General features: G+C 69.3%; 18 protein-coding genes. 5 read left to right on the forward strand and 13 right to left on the reverse strand.

Annotated features, from left to right (window positions below):
- Positions 1–26: 26 nt before the first annotated feature.
- The 6 genes from BLQ43_RS08770 to BLQ43_RS08795 form a co-directional block, all read right to left on the reverse strand.
- Positions 27–806, reverse strand: a complete 780-nt coding sequence (locus BLQ43_RS08770) for a hypothetical protein (protein WP_090019837.1) — start codon at positions 804–806, stop codon at positions 27–29.
- Positions 790–1563, reverse strand: a complete 774-nt coding sequence (locus BLQ43_RS08775) for an ABC transporter permease (RefSeq protein WP_090019838.1) — start codon at positions 1561–1563, stop codon at positions 790–792. The genes BLQ43_RS08770 and BLQ43_RS08775 overlap by 17 nt, the downstream gene beginning before the upstream one ends.
- Before the next feature lie 3 nt (positions 1564–1566).
- Positions 1567–2256 (reverse strand): ABC transporter permease, encoded by a 690-nt coding sequence (locus BLQ43_RS08780; protein WP_090019840.1) that lies wholly within the window; start codon positions 2254–2256, stop codon positions 1567–1569.
- A gap of 75 nt (positions 2257–2331) precedes the next feature.
- Positions 2332–3126 (reverse strand): transporter substrate-binding domain-containing protein, encoded by a 795-nt coding sequence (locus tag BLQ43_RS08785; protein ID WP_090019846.1) that lies wholly within the window; start codon positions 3124–3126, stop codon positions 2332–2334.
- A 444-nt stretch (positions 3127–3570) separates the two neighbouring features.
- The gene (locus tag BLQ43_RS08790; protein WP_090019848.1) at positions 3571–4365 is read right to left on the reverse strand and encodes a lysine/arginine/ornithine ABC transporter substrate-binding protein; all 795 of its coding nucleotides are present in this window, start codon (positions 4363–4365) and stop codon (positions 3571–3573) included.
- Between the two features lie 207 nt (positions 4366–4572).
- Complete coding sequence (locus BLQ43_RS08795; protein ID WP_245659519.1) at positions 4573–5343, reverse strand: ABC transporter ATP-binding protein; 771 nt, start codon at positions 5341–5343, stop codon at positions 4573–4575.
- A 209-nt stretch (positions 5344–5552) separates the two neighbouring features.
- Here BLQ43_RS08795 and BLQ43_RS08800 point away from each other — a divergent pair, with 209 nt between their 5' ends.
- Together BLQ43_RS08800 and BLQ43_RS08805 are read left to right on the forward strand one after the other, a co-directional pair.
- Positions 5553–6512, forward strand: coding sequence for a methyltransferase domain-containing protein (locus tag BLQ43_RS08800; RefSeq protein ID WP_090019853.1), 960 nt, complete (start codon positions 5553–5555; stop codon positions 6510–6512).
- Between the two features lie 335 nt (positions 6513–6847).
- Entirely contained in the window at positions 6848–8080 is a 1233-nt protein-coding gene (locus BLQ43_RS08805; protein ID WP_090019855.1) for an EAL domain-containing protein, read from the forward strand.
- On the opposite strand, the gene BLQ43_RS08810 is transcribed toward BLQ43_RS08805, so the two are convergent.
- The 7 genes from BLQ43_RS08810 to ccmA form a co-directional block, all read right to left on the reverse strand.
- Positions 8077–8577 (reverse strand): GNAT family N-acetyltransferase, encoded by a 501-nt coding sequence (locus BLQ43_RS08810; RefSeq protein WP_090019858.1) that lies wholly within the window; start codon positions 8575–8577, stop codon positions 8077–8079. The genes BLQ43_RS08805 and BLQ43_RS08810 overlap by 4 nt on opposite strands.
- 26 nt (positions 8578–8603) lie before the next feature.
- On the reverse strand, positions 8604–9191 hold the full coding sequence (locus BLQ43_RS08815) for a DsbE family thiol:disulfide interchange protein (RefSeq protein WP_090019860.1): 588 nt from the start codon (positions 9189–9191) through the stop codon (positions 8604–8606).
- Positions 9188–9649, reverse strand: a complete 462-nt coding sequence (ccmE, locus tag BLQ43_RS08820) for a cytochrome c maturation protein CcmE (RefSeq protein ID WP_090019862.1) — start codon at positions 9647–9649, stop codon at positions 9188–9190. The genes BLQ43_RS08815 and ccmE overlap by 4 nt, the downstream gene beginning before the upstream one ends.
- Positions 9646–9837 (reverse strand): heme exporter protein CcmD, encoded by a 192-nt coding sequence (gene ccmD / locus BLQ43_RS08825; protein WP_218119167.1) that lies wholly within the window; start codon positions 9835–9837, stop codon positions 9646–9648. The genes ccmE and ccmD overlap by 4 nt, the downstream gene beginning before the upstream one ends.
- Before the next feature lie 4 nt (positions 9838–9841).
- A complete protein-coding gene (locus BLQ43_RS08830; protein ID WP_090019915.1) occupies positions 9842–10603 on the reverse strand; it encodes a heme ABC transporter permease in 762 nt (253 codons plus the stop codon).
- A gap of 211 nt (positions 10604–10814) precedes the next feature.
- Complete coding sequence (gene ccmB / locus BLQ43_RS08835) at positions 10815–11531, reverse strand: heme exporter protein CcmB (RefSeq protein WP_245659521.1); 717 nt, start codon at positions 11529–11531, stop codon at positions 10815–10817.
- Entirely contained in the window at positions 11528–12196 is a 669-nt protein-coding gene (gene ccmA / locus BLQ43_RS08840) for a heme ABC exporter ATP-binding protein CcmA (protein ID WP_090019864.1), read from the reverse strand. Before ccmA ends, ccmB begins: the two co-directional genes overlap by 4 nt.
- Positions 12197–12347: 151 nt before the next feature.
- Here ccmA and BLQ43_RS08845 point away from each other — a divergent pair, with 151 nt between their 5' ends.
- The 3 genes from BLQ43_RS08845 (at position 12348) to BLQ43_RS08855 (ending at position 15662) form a co-directional block, all read left to right on the forward strand.
- Entirely contained in the window at positions 12348–12941 is a 594-nt protein-coding gene (locus tag BLQ43_RS08845) for a TetR/AcrR family transcriptional regulator (protein ID WP_090019918.1), read from the forward strand.
- 89 nt (positions 12942–13030) lie between these two features.
- The gene (locus BLQ43_RS08850) at positions 13031–14131 is read left to right on the forward strand and encodes an alkene reductase (protein WP_090019866.1); all 1101 of its coding nucleotides are present in this window, start codon (positions 13031–13033) and stop codon (positions 14129–14131) included.
- Between the two features lie 271 nt (positions 14132–14402).
- Positions 14403–15662, forward strand: coding sequence for an MFS transporter (locus BLQ43_RS08855; RefSeq protein WP_176758598.1), 1260 nt, complete (start codon positions 14403–14405; stop codon positions 15660–15662).
- The last annotated feature ends 344 nt before the right edge of the window (positions 15663–16006 follow it).

Raw genomic sequence — 16006 nt, forward strand, 5'->3', positions numbered from 1 at the left:
TGTGACAGGCGTTCGTGGGCCAGGTGTTACCGCAGGCCGTCGCGCAGGCAGGTGGTGATGGCGTCGTCCAGCATGGCCGCCGTGACCGACACGCCGTCCGTCGCCGCGCCGGCGTGCGAGTGGCACAGGTTGAGCGCGGCGGGCACGCGGCCGCTGCGGGCGAGCAGGCGGTCGCGCGCGGGTCCGCCCCCGGCGGCCAGATCGGCGACCACGCGCGGGCTGGCCATGTTGACCGCCCAGGTGGCCGGCAGGCCCATCATGTTGTCCAGGGCCGTGAGGAACTTGGGGCCGATCAGCTGGGGCACCATCGTGCCCTCGTGGCGGGCGAGGATGCGCTCGGCGGCGTGGCGGTAGAACGCCAGGAAGGCGTTGTCCGGCGCCACCGCGAAGACCGCGTTGTGGACGCCGGTGTGGGTTTGCAGCCGGCCGCCGCGGTCCGCCTGCAGCCAGGCCTCGCGGCCCAGAAGGTAGCCCTCGTCCAGCCGCAGCGCCGCCGTCAGCGCGCCCGGCTGGACGACCAGCACGTCGGCGTCCAGCCACACCACGCGGCCCCAGCCCTCGTCGAGGGCGTCCTGAAGCACCGCCGCGCGCGCCAGGTCGCTGCACGTCGACGGCCGCTCGGCCGTCTTGCGGCGCACCCAGTCGGGCACGCGGTCGAACAGCTCGTCGCCCAGACCGCGGTAGGTGAAACCCGCCGCCTCCGCCCAGGCGCGCACGGACTCCATGCAGCGCCCGATCCAGGCGGGCGGATCGGCGTAGACGGACTGGACGATCAGCGTGCCGCCGCGCTCACGGGGTGCGGCCATGCTCGCTCGCTCCCTGCGTCGCGGGCACGGGTTCGGGCGCCACCGGTTCCGGCGCCGTGGGTTCGGGCGACACCCGCGCGGGCCGCAGGTGGCCGGTGAGGCGGTATTCGATGCGCTTGAAGACGAACAGCAGGGCGTAGACCAGCACGAGGTACATCGCCGCCGCCGTCAGGTACATCTCGTAGAAGGCGAAGGTGCGCGAGGCCGCCGCCTGCGCCACGCCCGTGATGTCCATGAGCGTGATGATCGACACCAGCGAGGTCGCCTGCAGCAGGAAGATCACCTCGTTCGTGTAGGCCGGCCAGGCGATGCGGAACGCCTTGGGGAACATGATGCGGCGGTAGAGCAGCAGCCCGCGCATGCCGCAGGCGCGCGCCGCTTCCACCTCGCCGTGGGGCACGGTCTGCAGCGCGCCGCGCAGGATTTCCGCCGTGTAGGCCGCGGTGTTCAGCGTCAGCGTCAGCACACCGCAGAAGTAGGCTTGGCGGAAGAACTGCCACAGGCCGACGGACTCCAGCGCGTCGTTGAACTGCCCGCTGCCGTAGTAGATCAGGAAGAGTTGCACCAGCAGCGGCGTGCCGCGGAAGAAGAAGATGAAGGCGTGCACCGGCCAGCGGACCGCGCGCCAGGTGGACAACCGCAGCATCGCCAGCGGCACGGCGAGGCAGAGTCCGATGATCACCGAAAGCGCGGTGATCTGGATGGTCAGCCACGCGCCGTCCAGCAGTTGGGGCAGGTGGTCGATGATCGTCTGCACCGGCTAGACCCCCTGCATGCCGCGGTTGGCGCGCGCTTCCAGGCGCTGCTGGACCTGCATGGAGACGATCGTCAGCGCCAGGTACATCAGCGCGGCGATGAAGTAGAAGGTGAAGGGCTCGCGCGTGGCCTGCGCGGCGACCTGCGAGGCGCGCATCAGTTCGTGCAGCTCGATCACCGAGATCAGCGCCGTGGCCTTGAGCAGCACCATCCAGACGTTGCCCAGCCCCGGCAGGGCGTAGCGCCACATCTGCGGCAGGGTCACGCGCCAGGCCGTCTGCCGGCGCGACATGCCGCAGGCGTAGGCCGCCTCGATCTGACCCCGGGGAACGGCGAGGTAGGCGCCGCGGAACACCTCGGTGGTGAAGGCACCGTAGATGAAGCCGATCGTCGCCACGCCGGCGACGAAGGAGTTGAAATCCACCGTGATGTCGAAACCGAAGCCGGCGGCGATGTCCTGAACCAGCGTGGGCACGCCGTAGTAGACGAGCAGGATCATCACCAGCTCGGGCACGCCGCGCACCACCGTTGTGTAGGTGCCCGCCAGCCAGCGGATCGTGGCCGATTGCGCCAGCTTGGCCGTGGCGCCGACGAGGCCGAGGACGATGGCGAGCGCCATCGACGCGAGGCCCACGAGCACCGTGAGCTTGAAGCCGTCCAGCAGCAGCCCGGCGTAGCCGTGCAGGTCGATCACGCGTGCCTCGCTTGAGTCCCGACGGCGGCAAGCCGGCCGGGGGCCGGTTATACCCCCGAGCCGGCTACCCCATCCTTACCCGTCGTAGATGTTGCGGCCAAAGTGCTTTGTGCTGATGCGGTCGTAGGTTCCGTCTTTCCGAATCCCCTTGATGGCCTTGTTGAAGCAGCGACGCAACGGATCCGCGCCCTCGCGCACGGCGATGGCCACCCCGTCGCCGTAATAGCGTGGGTCGTCGAATTTCGGGCCCTTGAACTCAAAGGCTCGGCCGCGCTCGGTGTTCAGAAAGCTCTGCTCGATCATAAGCGTGTCCGCGATCATGAGGTCGATGCGGCCGCTCATCAGGTCCAGGTTGACGGCTTTCTGGGTATCGTAGGTCTTGAGGTCGATCGCCTCGCCGAACCGGTTGCGGGCCAGACGGACCTGCGTGGTCGCCCGTTGGACACCGACCGTCATACCGGCGAGGGATTCCTTGGAAATCTCGATCTCCACATCCTTTGGGCCGACGAAGCGCCCTGTGACCGTGTAGTACTTGTTCGTGAAATCGACTTCTTCGTCCCGTTCTTTCGTTGCTGCCATCGATGCGACGGCTGCATCGTATTTTTTGGCTTTTAGGCCCGGAATAATGCCAGCCCAGTCCTGTTGTTTCCAGGAACAGTTAGCTCTCATTTCGTTGCAAAGGGCGTTCGCGATGTCGACATCGAATCCCTTTAGGTTGCCGTTCTTGTCGACGTGTTGAAACGGCGGGTACTGCGCCTCGATCCCGAGGGTCAGCGTGTCGGGACAGTTTTCGTAAGCTGCCGCCGGGGCCGTGACCGCGGTAACCAAGCTGCTCACACCCACGACAGCCGCGAACACGCGCACGAACATCCTGGAACTCCTCTTTGGGCGCGCGACGCGTTGGATGTTGCCGAGGGCACGCCCGGCGTGCCCATCGGCTGGAGCGGCCTTGGGGCGCGTCAACGTCCTGTGCCCCTCGGCGAGCCTGAAAACGCGATTCGCGCGACGATGCTGCACGCTTTAGTGGTGATTCTCTCACAAGGTTTTCGTCAAGTATCGCGTGCAGTTCGTGCCCGGTTTTCGCCCAGTTCGTTTGAATCGGGTAAAATTCGGTGATTTTGTTTCCGCAAAATCTCGAACCATCGGTAGTGCGAAGATAAAAAATACAACCACTAAAGCGATTTGCGTCTGTGTCCGTGGCGGTGCCCGAAAGGGAAGACGGCGGTCTGGACTGGATTGCGGGAACAAAAACGGCCGCGACGCAGGATGCGCCACGGCCGCTGGTCGTCCGATTCGAAAGCGGCAGGCTGCACATCACCCGCCGTAGATATTCATCCCGAAGTTGTCCTGGGAGATCTTGTCGTAGGTGCCGTCCTCGCGGATCCCCGCGATGGCCTTGTTGAAGCACTCGCGCAGGGTGTCCTCGCCCTCGCGGACGGCGATGCCGATGCCCTCGCCGAACCACTTGGGATCGGAGAAGCCGGGGCCCTTGAACTCGAAGGCCTGGCCCTGATCGCTCGCCAGAAAGCCTTCCTTCAGCTTGACCGCGTCCGCGACCACGAGGTCGACGCGCCCGCTGACGAGGTCGAGCGTGGCCTCCTCCTGGGTGTCGTAGGTCTGGATGTTCGCCACGTCGCCGAACTTGTCCTTCACGAAGTCGGCGGAGACGGTGGCGCGCTGAACGCCGACGGTCTTGCCCTCGAGGCCCGACTCGGAAATCTCGACGTCCATGTCCTTGGCGGCGATGAAGCGGGCCGGCGTCTTGTAGTAGCGGTTGGTGAAGTCGACCTTCTCGTCGCGCTTCTCGGTGATCGACATCGACGCGATGATGGCGTCGTACTTCTTCGCGTTCAGGCCCGGGATGATGCCCGACCAGGACTGCGTCTCGAAGGTGCAGTCGGCGCCCATCTCCTCGCACAGGGCCTTGGCGATGTCGACGTCGAAGCCCTTCAGCTCGCCGTCGTCACCGATGTAGTTGAACGGGGGGTAGGCGCCCTCGGTGCCGATCGTGATCTCGGCCGGGCAGCCCTCGTAATTTCCGGCAAGCGCCGCGGGCGCGCCGAACGCGACGGCGACCGCGGCCAGCAGCGACGGGATGGTTCTGCGCATAACGTGGTCTCCCTGTTTCCGGTCCGTTTGCTCTCGTTGTCGCCGGCCCACGCGGGCCGGCGTTCGCGTGCCGCCGGGCGCGGGCGGCTTGCCCCGGGGCATGATGCGGTCGGATCGGGACGATCCGGGCGTTCCACCATGCCCGCAACCCAACGAGGTCGAGCGCGAGGTGGCGCGCGGGCGGATCCCGCGTCGTCTCATCGCGCTCTACGCCTCGCCGAGGACGAACTGGCGCGTGCGGGCCGAGGTGGGCTCGACCAGCACCTGGTCCGGCGTTCCCTGCTCCTCGATGCGGCCCTGGTGCAGGAAGATGACCTGATCCGCCACGTCGCGGGCGAACTTCATCTCGTGGGTGACGATCACCATCGTCCGCCCCTCCTCCGCGAGCTGGCGGATCACGCGCAGCACCTCGCCCACCAGCTCGGGGTCGAGCGCGGAGGTGGGCTCGTCGAACAGCAGCACCGACGGCTCCATGGCGAGCGCGCGCGCGATCGCCGCGCGCTGCTGCTGCCCGCCCGAGAGCTGCGCCGGGAATTGCTCGGCCTTGTCGCCGATCCCCACCTTCTGCAGCAGCTCGTGCGCGCGCTGGATCGCTTCCTGCTTGTCGCGCTTCTGCACGTGGACGGGCGCCTCGATGACGTTTTCCAGCACCGTCATGTGCGTCCACAGATTGAAGTTCTGGAACACCATGCCCAGGCGCGTGCGGATGCGGGCGACCTGGTGCCAGTCCGCGGGCACGGTGGCGCCGCGCTTGCCCGTCGTCAGGTGGATTTCCTCGCCGCCCACGAGGATCCGGCCGGAATCGGGCACTTCCAGCAGGTTGACGCAGCGCAGGAAGGTGCTCTTGCCCGATCCGGACGAGCCGATGAGGGCGATCACGTCCCCCTGGCGGGCCTGCATCGAGACCCCCTTGAGCACCTCGGCGTTGCCGAAGCGCTTGTGAACCTCGTGCACGTCGAGCGCGTGTCCGTTGGCCACCGTCACGATCCGTCCCAATCGCTGATGCCGGGCGCGCCGCCGCGCGCGCCGCCGGGGCTGCGGCACGCGGCCGCACACAGCCATGAGTGTTACAGGCCGCGCGGGAGGCTCGCAACGTCCGGCGCACGGCCCCTTTACCGCCGGTTTACCTCTTCCGTCGCAAGGTTCTACATCGGTCGCCGGGCACCCACCAACGAACGGGACGATCCATGGCGCAGAAGAGCATGCGCATCCCCCGCGAATACGTCGAAAAAGGCCGAATCCCCCTGTGGGTCCGGCTGAAGGCGTGGTGGGAAGGCTACGACATCCGGATTCCCGAAGACGCGCGCAAGAAGAAGAAAAAGCACGCAAAGGCGGTCGAAGCGTCGGAGAAGAAGAAGTCGCCGCTCCAGCAGGAGCGCGTCGTCCTGATGCAGGAGGTCTGGGGCAAGGGCTTCGACCGGCCCTGCAACCCCGATTACGTGGTGGATCTGGTTGCCCCGGTGGGGCTCGATTCCTCGATGAGCGTGCTCGACGTGGGCGCCGGGCTCGGCGGCAGCACGCGCACGATCTGCGAGGCCTTCAACACCTGGGTCACGGCGCTGGAACCCGACGCCCAGCTCGCCGCCGCCGGGCATCTGCTGTCCGACAAGGCGGGGCTGGTGCAGCGCGCGGCCATCTACGAGGAAACCTTCGAGCAGTTCGACGTGAAGCCGCGCGGCTACGACTGCATCTTCGCGAAAGAGGCCTTCTTCCGCTGCCCGGACAAGGAAAACCTCTTCCAGATGCTGGAAGAGGGGCTGAAGCCCGGCGGCTACATGCTGTTCACCGACTACGTGCTCGCCGAGGATGCCGCCGATTCGGAGGCGCTTCAGGGCTGGCGCGACAACGATCCCGAGATCGGCGAGCTTTGGACGGCGAAGCAGTACGTCAAGGCGCTTCAGGACCTGAAGCTCGACGTGCCCACCACCGAGGACATCTCGGCGGGCATGACCAACGCCATCAAGCGCGCCTGGGCCACCTACATGGAAAACGCCGGGGAGGACAGCCGCGGCGAGGAGATGGACAAGGTGGTCCAGCACGAGTCGCAGGTGTGGAACCGCCGCCTGCGCGCGCTGGAAAGCGGCGATCTCCGCGTCGTCCGCTTCCAGGCCATGAAGAAGGAAGAGGGCCGCATGCTGTCCGGCTGACCGTCACGCGGGGCACGGACCGGCGAGTGCGAAGGGCCGGTCACACAGGATCGGCTCACGAAAATTTGAATTCGTTTCCGGCCGTCCGATTGAGCGCGAACCGCATCCGCGGGAATGCGGCCGTTGCGGCGCAAATGGGATCGTGACTCCGCGGCCTCGCCGGCGTGCATTGGTCGAACGGCTGCGAATGCGGTGTTTGGCGGGGCAGGACAATCGCCCGAGTAAACATTTGGGAAACTTTTTTTAGGCGATCAAAGAGGTAGACTGCATACCATCGCGCTACGTTCGACGTTTTTCGATTTGATGCGAAACCTCAAGAGTGGGCGGGAGCGTCGATGGCGGAACAGGCCGCACCGGACCGCAGTGAAGCGCACGCCTTCATGGATTTCGTCGCCGGCACGCGAAAGGGCAACCGGCCGGGCGTGAAGCTCATCAGCGTCGCCATGCACCCCTTCGACGCGACGCTGGACAGCCGCGCCGTACGCGAGGCGCTGGGCCGCAAGCTGGCCGACTACGCCCGCAAACAGGAGCTGCGCTTTTTCGACGTGAACAACCGCATGTTCGCGTTGATCCCGGAAAATCAGCGCAACGAACAGGCGCTGATCAACACCGTCTACAAGGTGCGGCTGATGGTGGTGAACACCGTGCGCACCTACGCCACCAGCCTGGATGTCGACCCCTCCGAGTTGACGGAGGTGATCCACACCCGCCGCGACGCCAACAAGCTCGCGCGTCTCGTGCGCTCGGCGGTGGACACGCCGAAGGAACTGCAGACCCCGATCGGCCCCGCCGGGCCGCTGACCAACCGCCACGTCGAGGAGCTGGCGAAGCGCATCAAGGCCGCCGGCGCCAAGCGTTTCACGCGCGAATTCGGGCGCAGCCAGGCCATCGCCTACATGCCGCGCAGCAACGACCGGCCCGACCCGGTGGGTTGGGAAGCCTTCATCAGCATGGGGCACCTGCGCAGCCAGCTGCTGCCCGGCGTCACCTTCGACAGCGATCCGGAAGCCTACCGCCAGCTCACGCTGCGCCTGGACGAAGTCGTGCTCGCCTCGCTGGCGGCCGAGCGCGCCAACAGCTGGGACGCCGAGGTCGGCCACGTCTCCGTGAACATGAACGTCGCCAGCATGGTGTCCGACGCTTTCGAGCGCCTGGCGACCTACCTTGCCGACCAGGTGGACGCGGAACTCTGGGTTGAGCTGACGATCCCCGACATCCTTGAAAATCTGGACTCTTTCCGCGAAGCCCAGCGGATGCTGGAAAAGTACAACGTCCGCACGATGGCGGACCGGGTGACGCCGGAGACCCTCGCCCAGGCGGAAGCCGCCAAGCTCGACCTGCACGGCTACAAGTTCGTCTGGGACCGCCGCGACAAGGGGCTCGACTCCATCCGCGACGCCGTGAAGACGGTGACCGCCCAGGACCGCCCGGTGGTGCTGTGCCGGGTGGAAGAGGCGCGCGGCGTGAAGGCGGCGCAGACGCTGGACGTGCGCCACTTCCAGGGCTTCTACGTCGACGACCTGCTCGCCTTCGGCTCCATGGACGAGATGGAGGACGCGGCGGGCTAAACGGCACCATCGCTTGTGGGCGCAGCCAGCGCGGTGATCGCCTCGCCTTCCAGGCGCATGCGGATCCACTCGTTCATCGCCACGGCGCCCTGGCGCTCGTAAAAAGCGATGGCATCGCTGTTCCAGTCCAGCACGCTCCACTCGATGCGCCCGAAGTCCTCGCGGCACGCCTTGTCCGCCAGGCAGCGGAAAACGCCCTTGCCCAGGCCCTGGTTGCGCCACGCCGGGCGGATGTAGAGATCCTCGATGTAGATGCCGTGTTTTCCCTGGAAGGTGGAGTAGGTGTAGTAGTACAGCGCGAAGCCCGCCGGCTCGCCGTCGCATTCCACGATCATGGCGAACACCTTGGGCTCGGGCGCGAAGAGCGTGCGGTGTAGCGCCGCCTCGTCCGCCTCGACGGCGTGCAAAAGCGCTTCGTACTCGGCCAGCTCGCGGATCATCCGCAGGATCAGGGGAACGTCGCGCGGCTCGGCGTCGCGGTGGTGCACCGTCGGCATGCGGCGGGCCCTCTTGGCGGCATGGGTTACTGGTCGCGAAGCTCGGCGAGCCTGGGCAGCAGATCGTTTTCCAGGATCGTGCGCGTGAGCGCGCCGTTGTGCTTGTAGCGGATGACGCCGTTGGGGCCCACCAGGAAGGTTTCGGGCACGCCCGAGATGCCCAGGTCGATGCCCACGCCCGCGCGCTTTTCGGAGAGCACGCCCACGGCGCGGTAGGGGTTGCCCAGTTCGTTCAGCCACGCGCGTGCCTTGGCCGGCGCGTTCTTGTAGGCGATGCCGTAAACTGGAATGCCGCGCTGCTCGGCCAGGTGCATGATGACCGGATGCTCGGCGCGGCACGGTGCGCACCACGAGGCGAAGACGTTCACCAGGACCGGGCCCTCGTGGGCCGTCAGCGTTGCCAGGCTCACGCCGCCGCCGCGCACACCCGCCAGCGCGGGCAGGGTGAAGTCCGGAATGCGTTCGCCCACCATGCCCGTGGGCACGGCGTCCGGGTCGTGGCCCGGCTGCAGGCCCCAGTAGGCCAGCCCCGCGAAGGCCAGCACCGCCAGCAGCGGCAGCGCGAACAGCAGCCGCCGGCCCAGGCCGGGGGGCGTCGCGCCGTGCTCGCTCATTCCGCCGTCATGCCCTCCGGCGCGCCCTTCTTCCATTCACCGGCTTTTTCCAGGGCCTCCTGCACTTCCGGCGGCACGTAGTTCTCGTCGTGCTTGGCGAGCACATTGTCGGCGGCCAGGACGCCGTTGCCGTTCATCTGGCCCTTCACGACGACGCCTTTGCCCTCGGCGAAGAGGTCCGGCAGCAGGCCGCGGTATTCCACCGGGATCTCGGTGCGCTTGTCGGTGATGGCGAAGGTCACCAGCCCCTCGCCGTGGTGCGCCACCGAGCCCTCGACGACCAGCCCGCCGACCCGGAGCTGCCGGTCGGCCGGGATCTCCTTCGCGCGCAGCTCCGTGGGCGCGTAGAAGAAGACCACGCTGTCGCGGAAGGCCGTGAGCACCAGCGCCGTCGCCCCGCCGACCAGCAGCAGCATCAGGGCGATCAGGCTCAGCCGGCGTTTCTTGCGCTGCGTCATGACTCCCCGTCGGTGTCGCGCTGCCGCCGGCGGCCGCGTTCCAGCGCCGCCACGGCGCGCTGGCGAGCGCGCAGCTGGCGCACGGACTGCACCACCAGCCCGCCCATCACGAGCACGCTCAGCCCGTACGCGGGCCAGATGTAGGCCGCGTAGCCGCCCATCGCCAGATAGTCCAGCACCGCCTGCATCGCCTCAATCCCCGCGCAGCTGCAGCGCGCGCAGGTTGCGCTCGCGCACCGCCAGCAGCTCGGCCTTCATGCGCACCAGCACCACGGTGGCGAAGAAGGCGGTGAACCCGGCCCCCATAACCAGCAGCGGCCACAGCATCGAGACGTGGATGGCGGGTGCGTCGAAGCGCATCACGCTCGCCGTCTGATGGAGCGTGTTCCACCAGTCCACCGAGAACTTGATGATGGGCACGTTGACGAAGCCCACGATCGCCAGCACCGCCGCCGCCTTGCGCCCGCGCGCCGGGTCCTCGAACGCGCCCGCCAGCGCCATGTGGCCCAGGTAGAGGAAGAAGAGCACCAGCATCGACGTCAGGCGCGCGTCCCAGACCCACCAAGCGCCCCACATGGGCTTGCCCCACAGCGAGCCCGTCGCCAGCGCCAGGAAGGTGAAGGCCGCGCCCACGGGCGAGGCCGCGTGCGCCGCGATGTCCGCCAGCGGGTGCCGCCACACCAGGGCCACGACGCTCGCCGCCGCCACGGTCGTGTAGGCGAAGAGCGCCAGCCACGCCGAGGGCACGTGGACGTACATGATCTTCACGCTCATGCCCTGCTGGTAGTCCGGCGGCGAGAGCGCCAGGGCGCCCACCAGCCCCACCGCCAGCAGCGCCGCCGTCAGCCCCGCGAGCCAGGGCAGCACGGCGTCGGCAAGGCGCAGGAAGCGCCCGGGGTTCGCCCAGCGGTGAAGGTTCCACCGGCGCTGAGCCGGCGCGGCCGTGTCGGTCATCGAGCCGTCCGTCATTCCTCACGGCCCGCATTTTGAGCGCGGGCCGAGCGACGTGTGTGTGGCCCCAACCCCCTCTATGATCTCCCCCTTGCACGCCTCCGGCGTGCGAGGCGAGCCAAGCTCGCCTGTCCCCCTCCAGGGCCAGGGGGAGATGGGTTTGGGGCGGCGGCCCGAAACCCAGAGGTGGATGGGGCATGATGACATCAGCCGATCACGCCACCGCCTGGCGCACGCCCGCCGCGGCGGCCCAGGGCGCCAGCGCCGTCGCGCCCAGCAGCATGGCACCCAGCAGCATCAGGTGCGGGCGCACCGGCAGCCCCGCCAGGCTGGCGTCCACCGCCGCCACCCCGAAGATCAGCACGGGGATGTAGAGCGGCAGCACCACCAGCGGCATCAGCACGCCGCCGCGCCGCGCCCCCAGCGTCAGCGCCGCGCCCACGCTGCCGATCAGGCTCAGGCACGGCGTGCCCAGCAGCATCGCCAGCAGCAGGACAGGATACGCCGAAGAGGGCAGCGCGTACATCAGCGCGATCACCGGCGCCGCGACCACCACCGGCAAGCCGCTGGTCAGCCAGTGCGCCGCCGTCTTGGCCGCGACGATCACCGGCAGCGGCGCGGGCGCGCGCGCCAGCAGCTCCAGCGACCCGTCCAGATGGTCGCGCTCGAACAGCCGGTCCAGGGACAGCAGCACCGCGAGCAGCGCCGTCACCCAGACCACGCCGGGCGCGATGCGCGCCAGCAGCTCTGTGCCCGCGCCCACGCCGAAGGGAAACAGGCTCGCCGCCAGCACGAAGAAGAGCACCGCCAGCATGGCGTCCCCGCGCTGGCGCAGCGCCAGCCGCAGGTCGCGCGCGAGCACCTGGGCGAAGGTCGCAGCCAGCCCGCCGCTCGCGGCACCGCCTCCGGTCACGGGATCGCCTGGCTTCACGGGATCGCCTCCGGGGGCAGGGGAGCGGGTTCGTGGTTGCGCATGTCCAGCTCGCGCGCGGCCGCGAGGTCGAGCGGCTGATGGGTCGCCGCGACGACGATCCCGCCCGCCGCCCGGTGCGCCGCCAGCGCGGCGGCGAGGCGGTGGACCGCCGCGGCGTCCAGGCTCACCCCCGGCTCGTCCAGCAGCCACACCGCCGCCGGGCTCGCCACGATGCGCGCGATCGCCAGCCGCCGCCGCTGCCCGGCCGAGAGCAGGCCGACGGGCGTGTCCGCCAGCTCGCGCAGGTCCAGGCGGTCCAGCGCCGCGTCCACCCCGTCCGGCGCCGCGCCGTGCAGCTTCGCCCAGAACGCCAGGTTCTCGCGCGCCGTCAGCACGGGCTTGAGCGCGTCGGCGTGGCCCAGGTAAGCGAGCCGGCCGCGGTGCGCCTCGTCGCCCGGATCGATCGCCTCGCCGTTCCAGAAGAGCCGCCCGGCGGCGGGCGGCAGCAGCCCGGCCAGCACGCGCAGCAGCGACGATTTGCCGCTCCCGTTGGGGCCGCGCAGCACCAGCGCGTCGCCCGGTTCCAGCGCGAAGCGCACGCCCGCGAACACCGGCACGTCCCCGCGCAGACAGCCCAGGCCGTCGGCTTCCAGGGTTCCGGCGGGCAAGGCGTGGCGGGCCATCGCGGCGGGTCGTGCCTCGGATCGGGGTGTTCACCGGGCCCTGTGGACGCCATCCTGGGCCGAAGGCGGGAAGACCACGCCGCGGCCAGCGCCGTCAACATGCGCGGGCGGCCTTGAATTTCGGACTCAGCGGTCCAGATCGCAGCGTATGATGCCCGAAGCACCCACCAAGACCGAGCACGCCGGTCCCGGCCGGCCGCGCGCCTTCGACGAGGCCGAGGCGCTGCGCGCCGCGCTGACGGTGTTCTGGGAGCAGGGCTACGAAGCCACCTCGGTGGACACGCTGATCCGGGCCATGGGGATCAGCCGGTCCAGCTTCTACGGCTGCTTCGGCTCCAAGCACGGGGCGATGCTGGCGGCGCTGCGCCGCTATGCCGACGACAGCCTCGACCGGCTGGCCGAGGTGGCGGCGGCGGAACGCACGCCGCGCGCGGCCGTGCGCGCCATGATCCACGCCATGGTGACGACGAAGGACGCCCACCGCGGCTGCCTGCTGGTCAACTGCATCAGCGAGCTGGCCGCCCGCGACGCCGAGATCACCGAGTTGATCCAGCGCCACATCGCCCGTGTCGAGCGCCTGCTGGCGGAGACGATCGCGGAGGCCGACGCCGACGGCGCGGCCGACCGGGCGCGGGCGTTGGTGTCGCTGACGCTGGGGGCGATCACGCTGCGCAAGGCGGGCCTGCCGCCCGAGCAGGTCGACGCCGCGCTGAACCGCGCCGAGCCGCTGCTTCCCACAGCCTGACCATCCCGGCGGTCCACGCACCGCCGTGCTCTGACTCCCGCTAATTCTGGACTAAATGGTCCATATTCCGAACCGGTGGAGGAACCCCGATGACCACGCCCAAACTCTTCACGCCCATCCAGGTCGGCGACCTGGAGCTGCCCCACCGCGTCGTCATGGCGCCGCTGACGCGCAACCGCGCGCGGGCCAGCGACGATGCGCCGCACGCGCTGCACGCCGAATACTACGCCCAGCGCGCCTCGGCGGGGCTGATCATCACCGAAGCGACGCAGATCACGCCCGAGGGCAAGGGCTACGCCTGGACGCCCGGCATCCACAGCGAGAGCCAGCTCGACGGCTGGCGCGCCGTGACCGAGGCCGTGCACGCGCGCGGCGGGCGCATCTTCCTGCAGCTCTGGCACGTCGGGCGCATCTCCCACACCTCGCTGCAGCCGAACGGGCAGGCCCCGGTCGGGCCCTCGGCCGAGGCGGCGGACGCCCACACCTTCGACGGCACCGGCTTCGTCAAGACCTCCACGCCGCGCGCGCTGGAGACGGACGAGATCCCGCGCGTCCTCGACGACTACCGCCGCGCCGCGCGGAACGCGAAGGACGTCGGCTTCGACGGGGTCGAGGTGCACGCCGCCAACGGCTACCTGCTGGACCAGTTCCTGCGCGACGGCGCCAATCACCGCACCGACGCCTACGGCGGCTCGCCCGAGAACCGCGTGCGCATCCTGCGCGAGGTGCTGGCGGCCGTGAGCGAGGTGTGGTCGCCGGGCCGCGTGGGCGTGCGCTTCAGCCCCTTCTCCACCTTCAACGGCATCCACGACAGCGATCCCATGACCACCTTCGGCCACGCCATTGAGGCGGCCAACGAGGCCGGGCTGGGCTACCTGCACATGGTCGAGGGCCAGATCGGGGAAAGCCGCGAGAACCCCGAGGGCTGCGACGTGAACGCGCTCCGCCGCCGCTTCGACGGCCCCTACATGGCGAACAACGGCTTCGGGCGCGCGGACGCGATCGAGGCGGTGGAGACCGGCCACGCCGACCTCATCGCCTTCGGCAAGCCCTACATCGCCAACCCGGACCTGCCGGAGCGGTTGGAGCTGAACGCCGAGCTCAACACGCCCGATCCGAACACCTTCTACGGCGGCGGCGCCGAGGGCTATACCGACTACCCGACGCTCGCGGAGTCGCGCGCGGCGTGACGGCGACACGGGCGGGGCTCGGCCTGTCGCCCGGCCGCGCAGCGGCAGCCCAAGACGATTCCCGGTTTGCGTTTGCGGGTGGACCCGGGGAGGGTCCCCACGAACCCTGCGGCGGTCCAGTGCCGCGTTCGCCGGGACGGCTCGCGCGCCCCAGGACGGGCAAACGCTGCCCGCCCCCCATGGCCGAACGATGCCAAGGCTGAATTCGCCGGGTTGACGCGCGCATTGCACTGAAACGGCCAAGGGCCGCCAGCGAAGGGCAAGCATGACAATGACCCCAGCGACCCGGCTGACCGCCGCCGGCTTCCTTGCCACCGCTGTCGCGTTCGGCCCCGCGCGCATGGGCTTCGGCCTCTTCCTGCCGGGCTTCCGGGACGCGTTCGCGCTCTCGACCTCGACCGCCGGCCTGATCGCGAGCGGCGGCTTCCTGGCGTTCCTCGTGGCGCTTCTCCTGAGTGCCTGGATGGGCCGGCGCTTCGGTGAGCGCGTCTCGGTCGTCTCCGGTGCCCTGGCGGCGGCCGTGGGGTTCGCGGCGGTTGCGGTTGCCGGGACACCCACGCTCCTCGCCGTGGGGATCGCGCTTGCCGGCAGCAGCGCGGGTCTGTGCTGGGCGCCGTTCAACGACGCGGCCGAGCGTGTCGTGCCCGAGCACGCCCGGCCCACCGCGCTGTCCGTGGTCTCGACCGGGACCACCTTCGGCGTCGCGGCGGCGGCGGGATTGGCCCTGGCCGTGACGCAGGGGGTGCTGGACTGGCGCGTGGCCTGGGCCGGCTTCGCGCTCGGCGGGCTCGTGCTGGCCGGCGTCGCGTGGGCCGGGCTGCCGTCGACCCGGTACCCGAAATCGACCCCCACGGCGGTCAAGGAGATCGTGCACGCGGCCCTGCCGGCCAACTTGGCGCCGGCGCCCACGCCCGAGACGGCGGCCGCCAGCGCCCGTCTCGCCCAGCGCGCCGCCATTCCGCTTTATGCCACGGCGCTGTGTTTCGGCATGACCAACGCGATCTTCCTGTCGTTCGCGGCCGACCGCGTGGCGAGCGTCGGCGGCTTGCCGGGCCTCGCGAACGCGGGGGCATCGCCCGTGATCTTTCTCGGCTATGCCGCGTTCGGCGTTCTCGGCCTCGCGACGGGCCGGATCGAGGCCCGAAGCGGCCTGGCGCCGCTGTTTTGCTTCATCTTCGGCGCGGCGACGCTTTCGCTTGTGCTGATCGCGCTCGCGCCGACGTCGTGGATCGGGGTGATCGCCGCGTCGGGGCTGCACGGCGCGGCCATCATGATGGTGAGCGCGGTCTTCTCGTTCTGGAGCGTGCGGTTGTTTCCGGGGCTGAGCACGCTCGGCTTCACGGCCGCCTTGCTCAGCATGGCCGTCGGCAGCGTGGTGGGGCCGGTGCTGGCGGGGCTCCTGGCCGCGGCCGAGGGGCCGGTGGTCATGTTCCTCGTCGCCGCGATTCCGCCGCTCGCCACGGCGCTGTGGTTCGGCGCCAAACTGCGCATGCCGCGCCCGCGGTTGCCCGCGGCGGATGAGCAGACCTAGCGCCGTTCGCCGTTAGAGCAGATCGCCGTAAAGCAGAATCAGCTTGTTCGGGGTGTCACGCCCACGCCGCCGTGGCCATCCCGGCGTGATTCTGCTTGCTTGTGCGTGGACAGCCGCAAGGCTCGCGCGCCGCAGGCGCGCAAACTGCTCGCACTGGAAAAACATGGCGTTATCCCGACGCTTCTGGTTCGTTGGGAAACACGATTTCACGCACGATGCTCTAGGCGTGGTTGCGGCGTTATCGCGATCCGCTCGAATCGTTGATCACCAGCGATTCGACGGCGAGTTTTCCGCCGGCGTTGGTGAGGGCGAAGCCGTCGAAGGCGTCCTGGAAGCCACGGTCG

This window comes from Limimonas halophila, from assembly GCF_900100655.1.
GTDB classification, from domain to species: domain Bacteria; phylum Pseudomonadota; class Alphaproteobacteria; order Kiloniellales; family Rhodovibrionaceae; genus Limimonas; species Limimonas halophila.

Bases quoted from the DNA above. Each gene is read 5' to 3' on its own strand.
- BLQ43_RS08810 (WP_090019858.1), bottom strand. From the start codon at position 8,577: ATGCCGACGGTGCACCACCGCGACGCCGAGCCGCGCGACGTTCCCCTG.
- ccmE (WP_090019862.1), bottom strand. From the start codon at position 9,649: ATGACGCAGCGCAAGAAACGCCGGCTGAGCCTGATCGCCCTGATGCTG.
- ccmD (WP_218119167.1), bottom strand. From the start codon at position 9,837: ATGCAGGCGGTGCTGGACTATCTGGCGATGGGCGGCTACGCGGCCTAC.
- BLQ43_RS08815 (WP_090019860.1), bottom strand. From the start codon at position 9,191: ATGAGCGAGCACGGCGCGACGCCCCCCGGCCTGGGCCGGCGGCTGCTG.
- BLQ43_RS08805 (WP_090019855.1), top strand. From the start codon at position 6,848: ATGGCGGAACAGGCCGCACCGGACCGCAGTGAAGCGCACGCCTTCATG.
- ccmA (WP_090019864.1), bottom strand. From the start codon at position 12,196: ATGGCCCGCCACGCCTTGCCCGCCGGAACCCTGGAAGCCGACGGCCTG.
- BLQ43_RS08790 (WP_090019848.1), bottom strand. From the start codon at position 4,365: ATGCGCAGAACCATCCCGTCGCTGCTGGCCGCGGTCGCCGTCGCGTTC.
- BLQ43_RS08785 (WP_090019846.1), bottom strand. From the start codon at position 3,126: ATGTTCGTGCGCGTGTTCGCGGCTGTCGTGGGTGTGAGCAGCTTGGTT.
- BLQ43_RS08845 (WP_090019918.1), top strand. From the start codon at position 12,348: ATGCCCGAAGCACCCACCAAGACCGAGCACGCCGGTCCCGGCCGGCCG.
- BLQ43_RS08800 (WP_090019853.1), top strand. From the start codon at position 5,553: ATGGCGCAGAAGAGCATGCGCATCCCCCGCGAATACGTCGAAAAAGGC.
- BLQ43_RS08770 (WP_090019837.1), bottom strand. From the start codon at position 806: ATGGCCGCACCCCGTGAGCGCGGCGGCACGCTGATCGTCCAGTCCGTC.
- BLQ43_RS08850 (WP_090019866.1), top strand. From the start codon at position 13,031: ATGACCACGCCCAAACTCTTCACGCCCATCCAGGTCGGCGACCTGGAG.
- BLQ43_RS08830 (WP_090019915.1), bottom strand. From the start codon at position 10,603: ATGACCGACACGGCCGCGCCGGCTCAGCGCCGGTGGAACCTTCACCGC.
- BLQ43_RS08855 (WP_176758598.1), top strand. From the start codon at position 14,403: ATGACCCCAGCGACCCGGCTGACCGCCGCCGGCTTCCTTGCCACCGCT.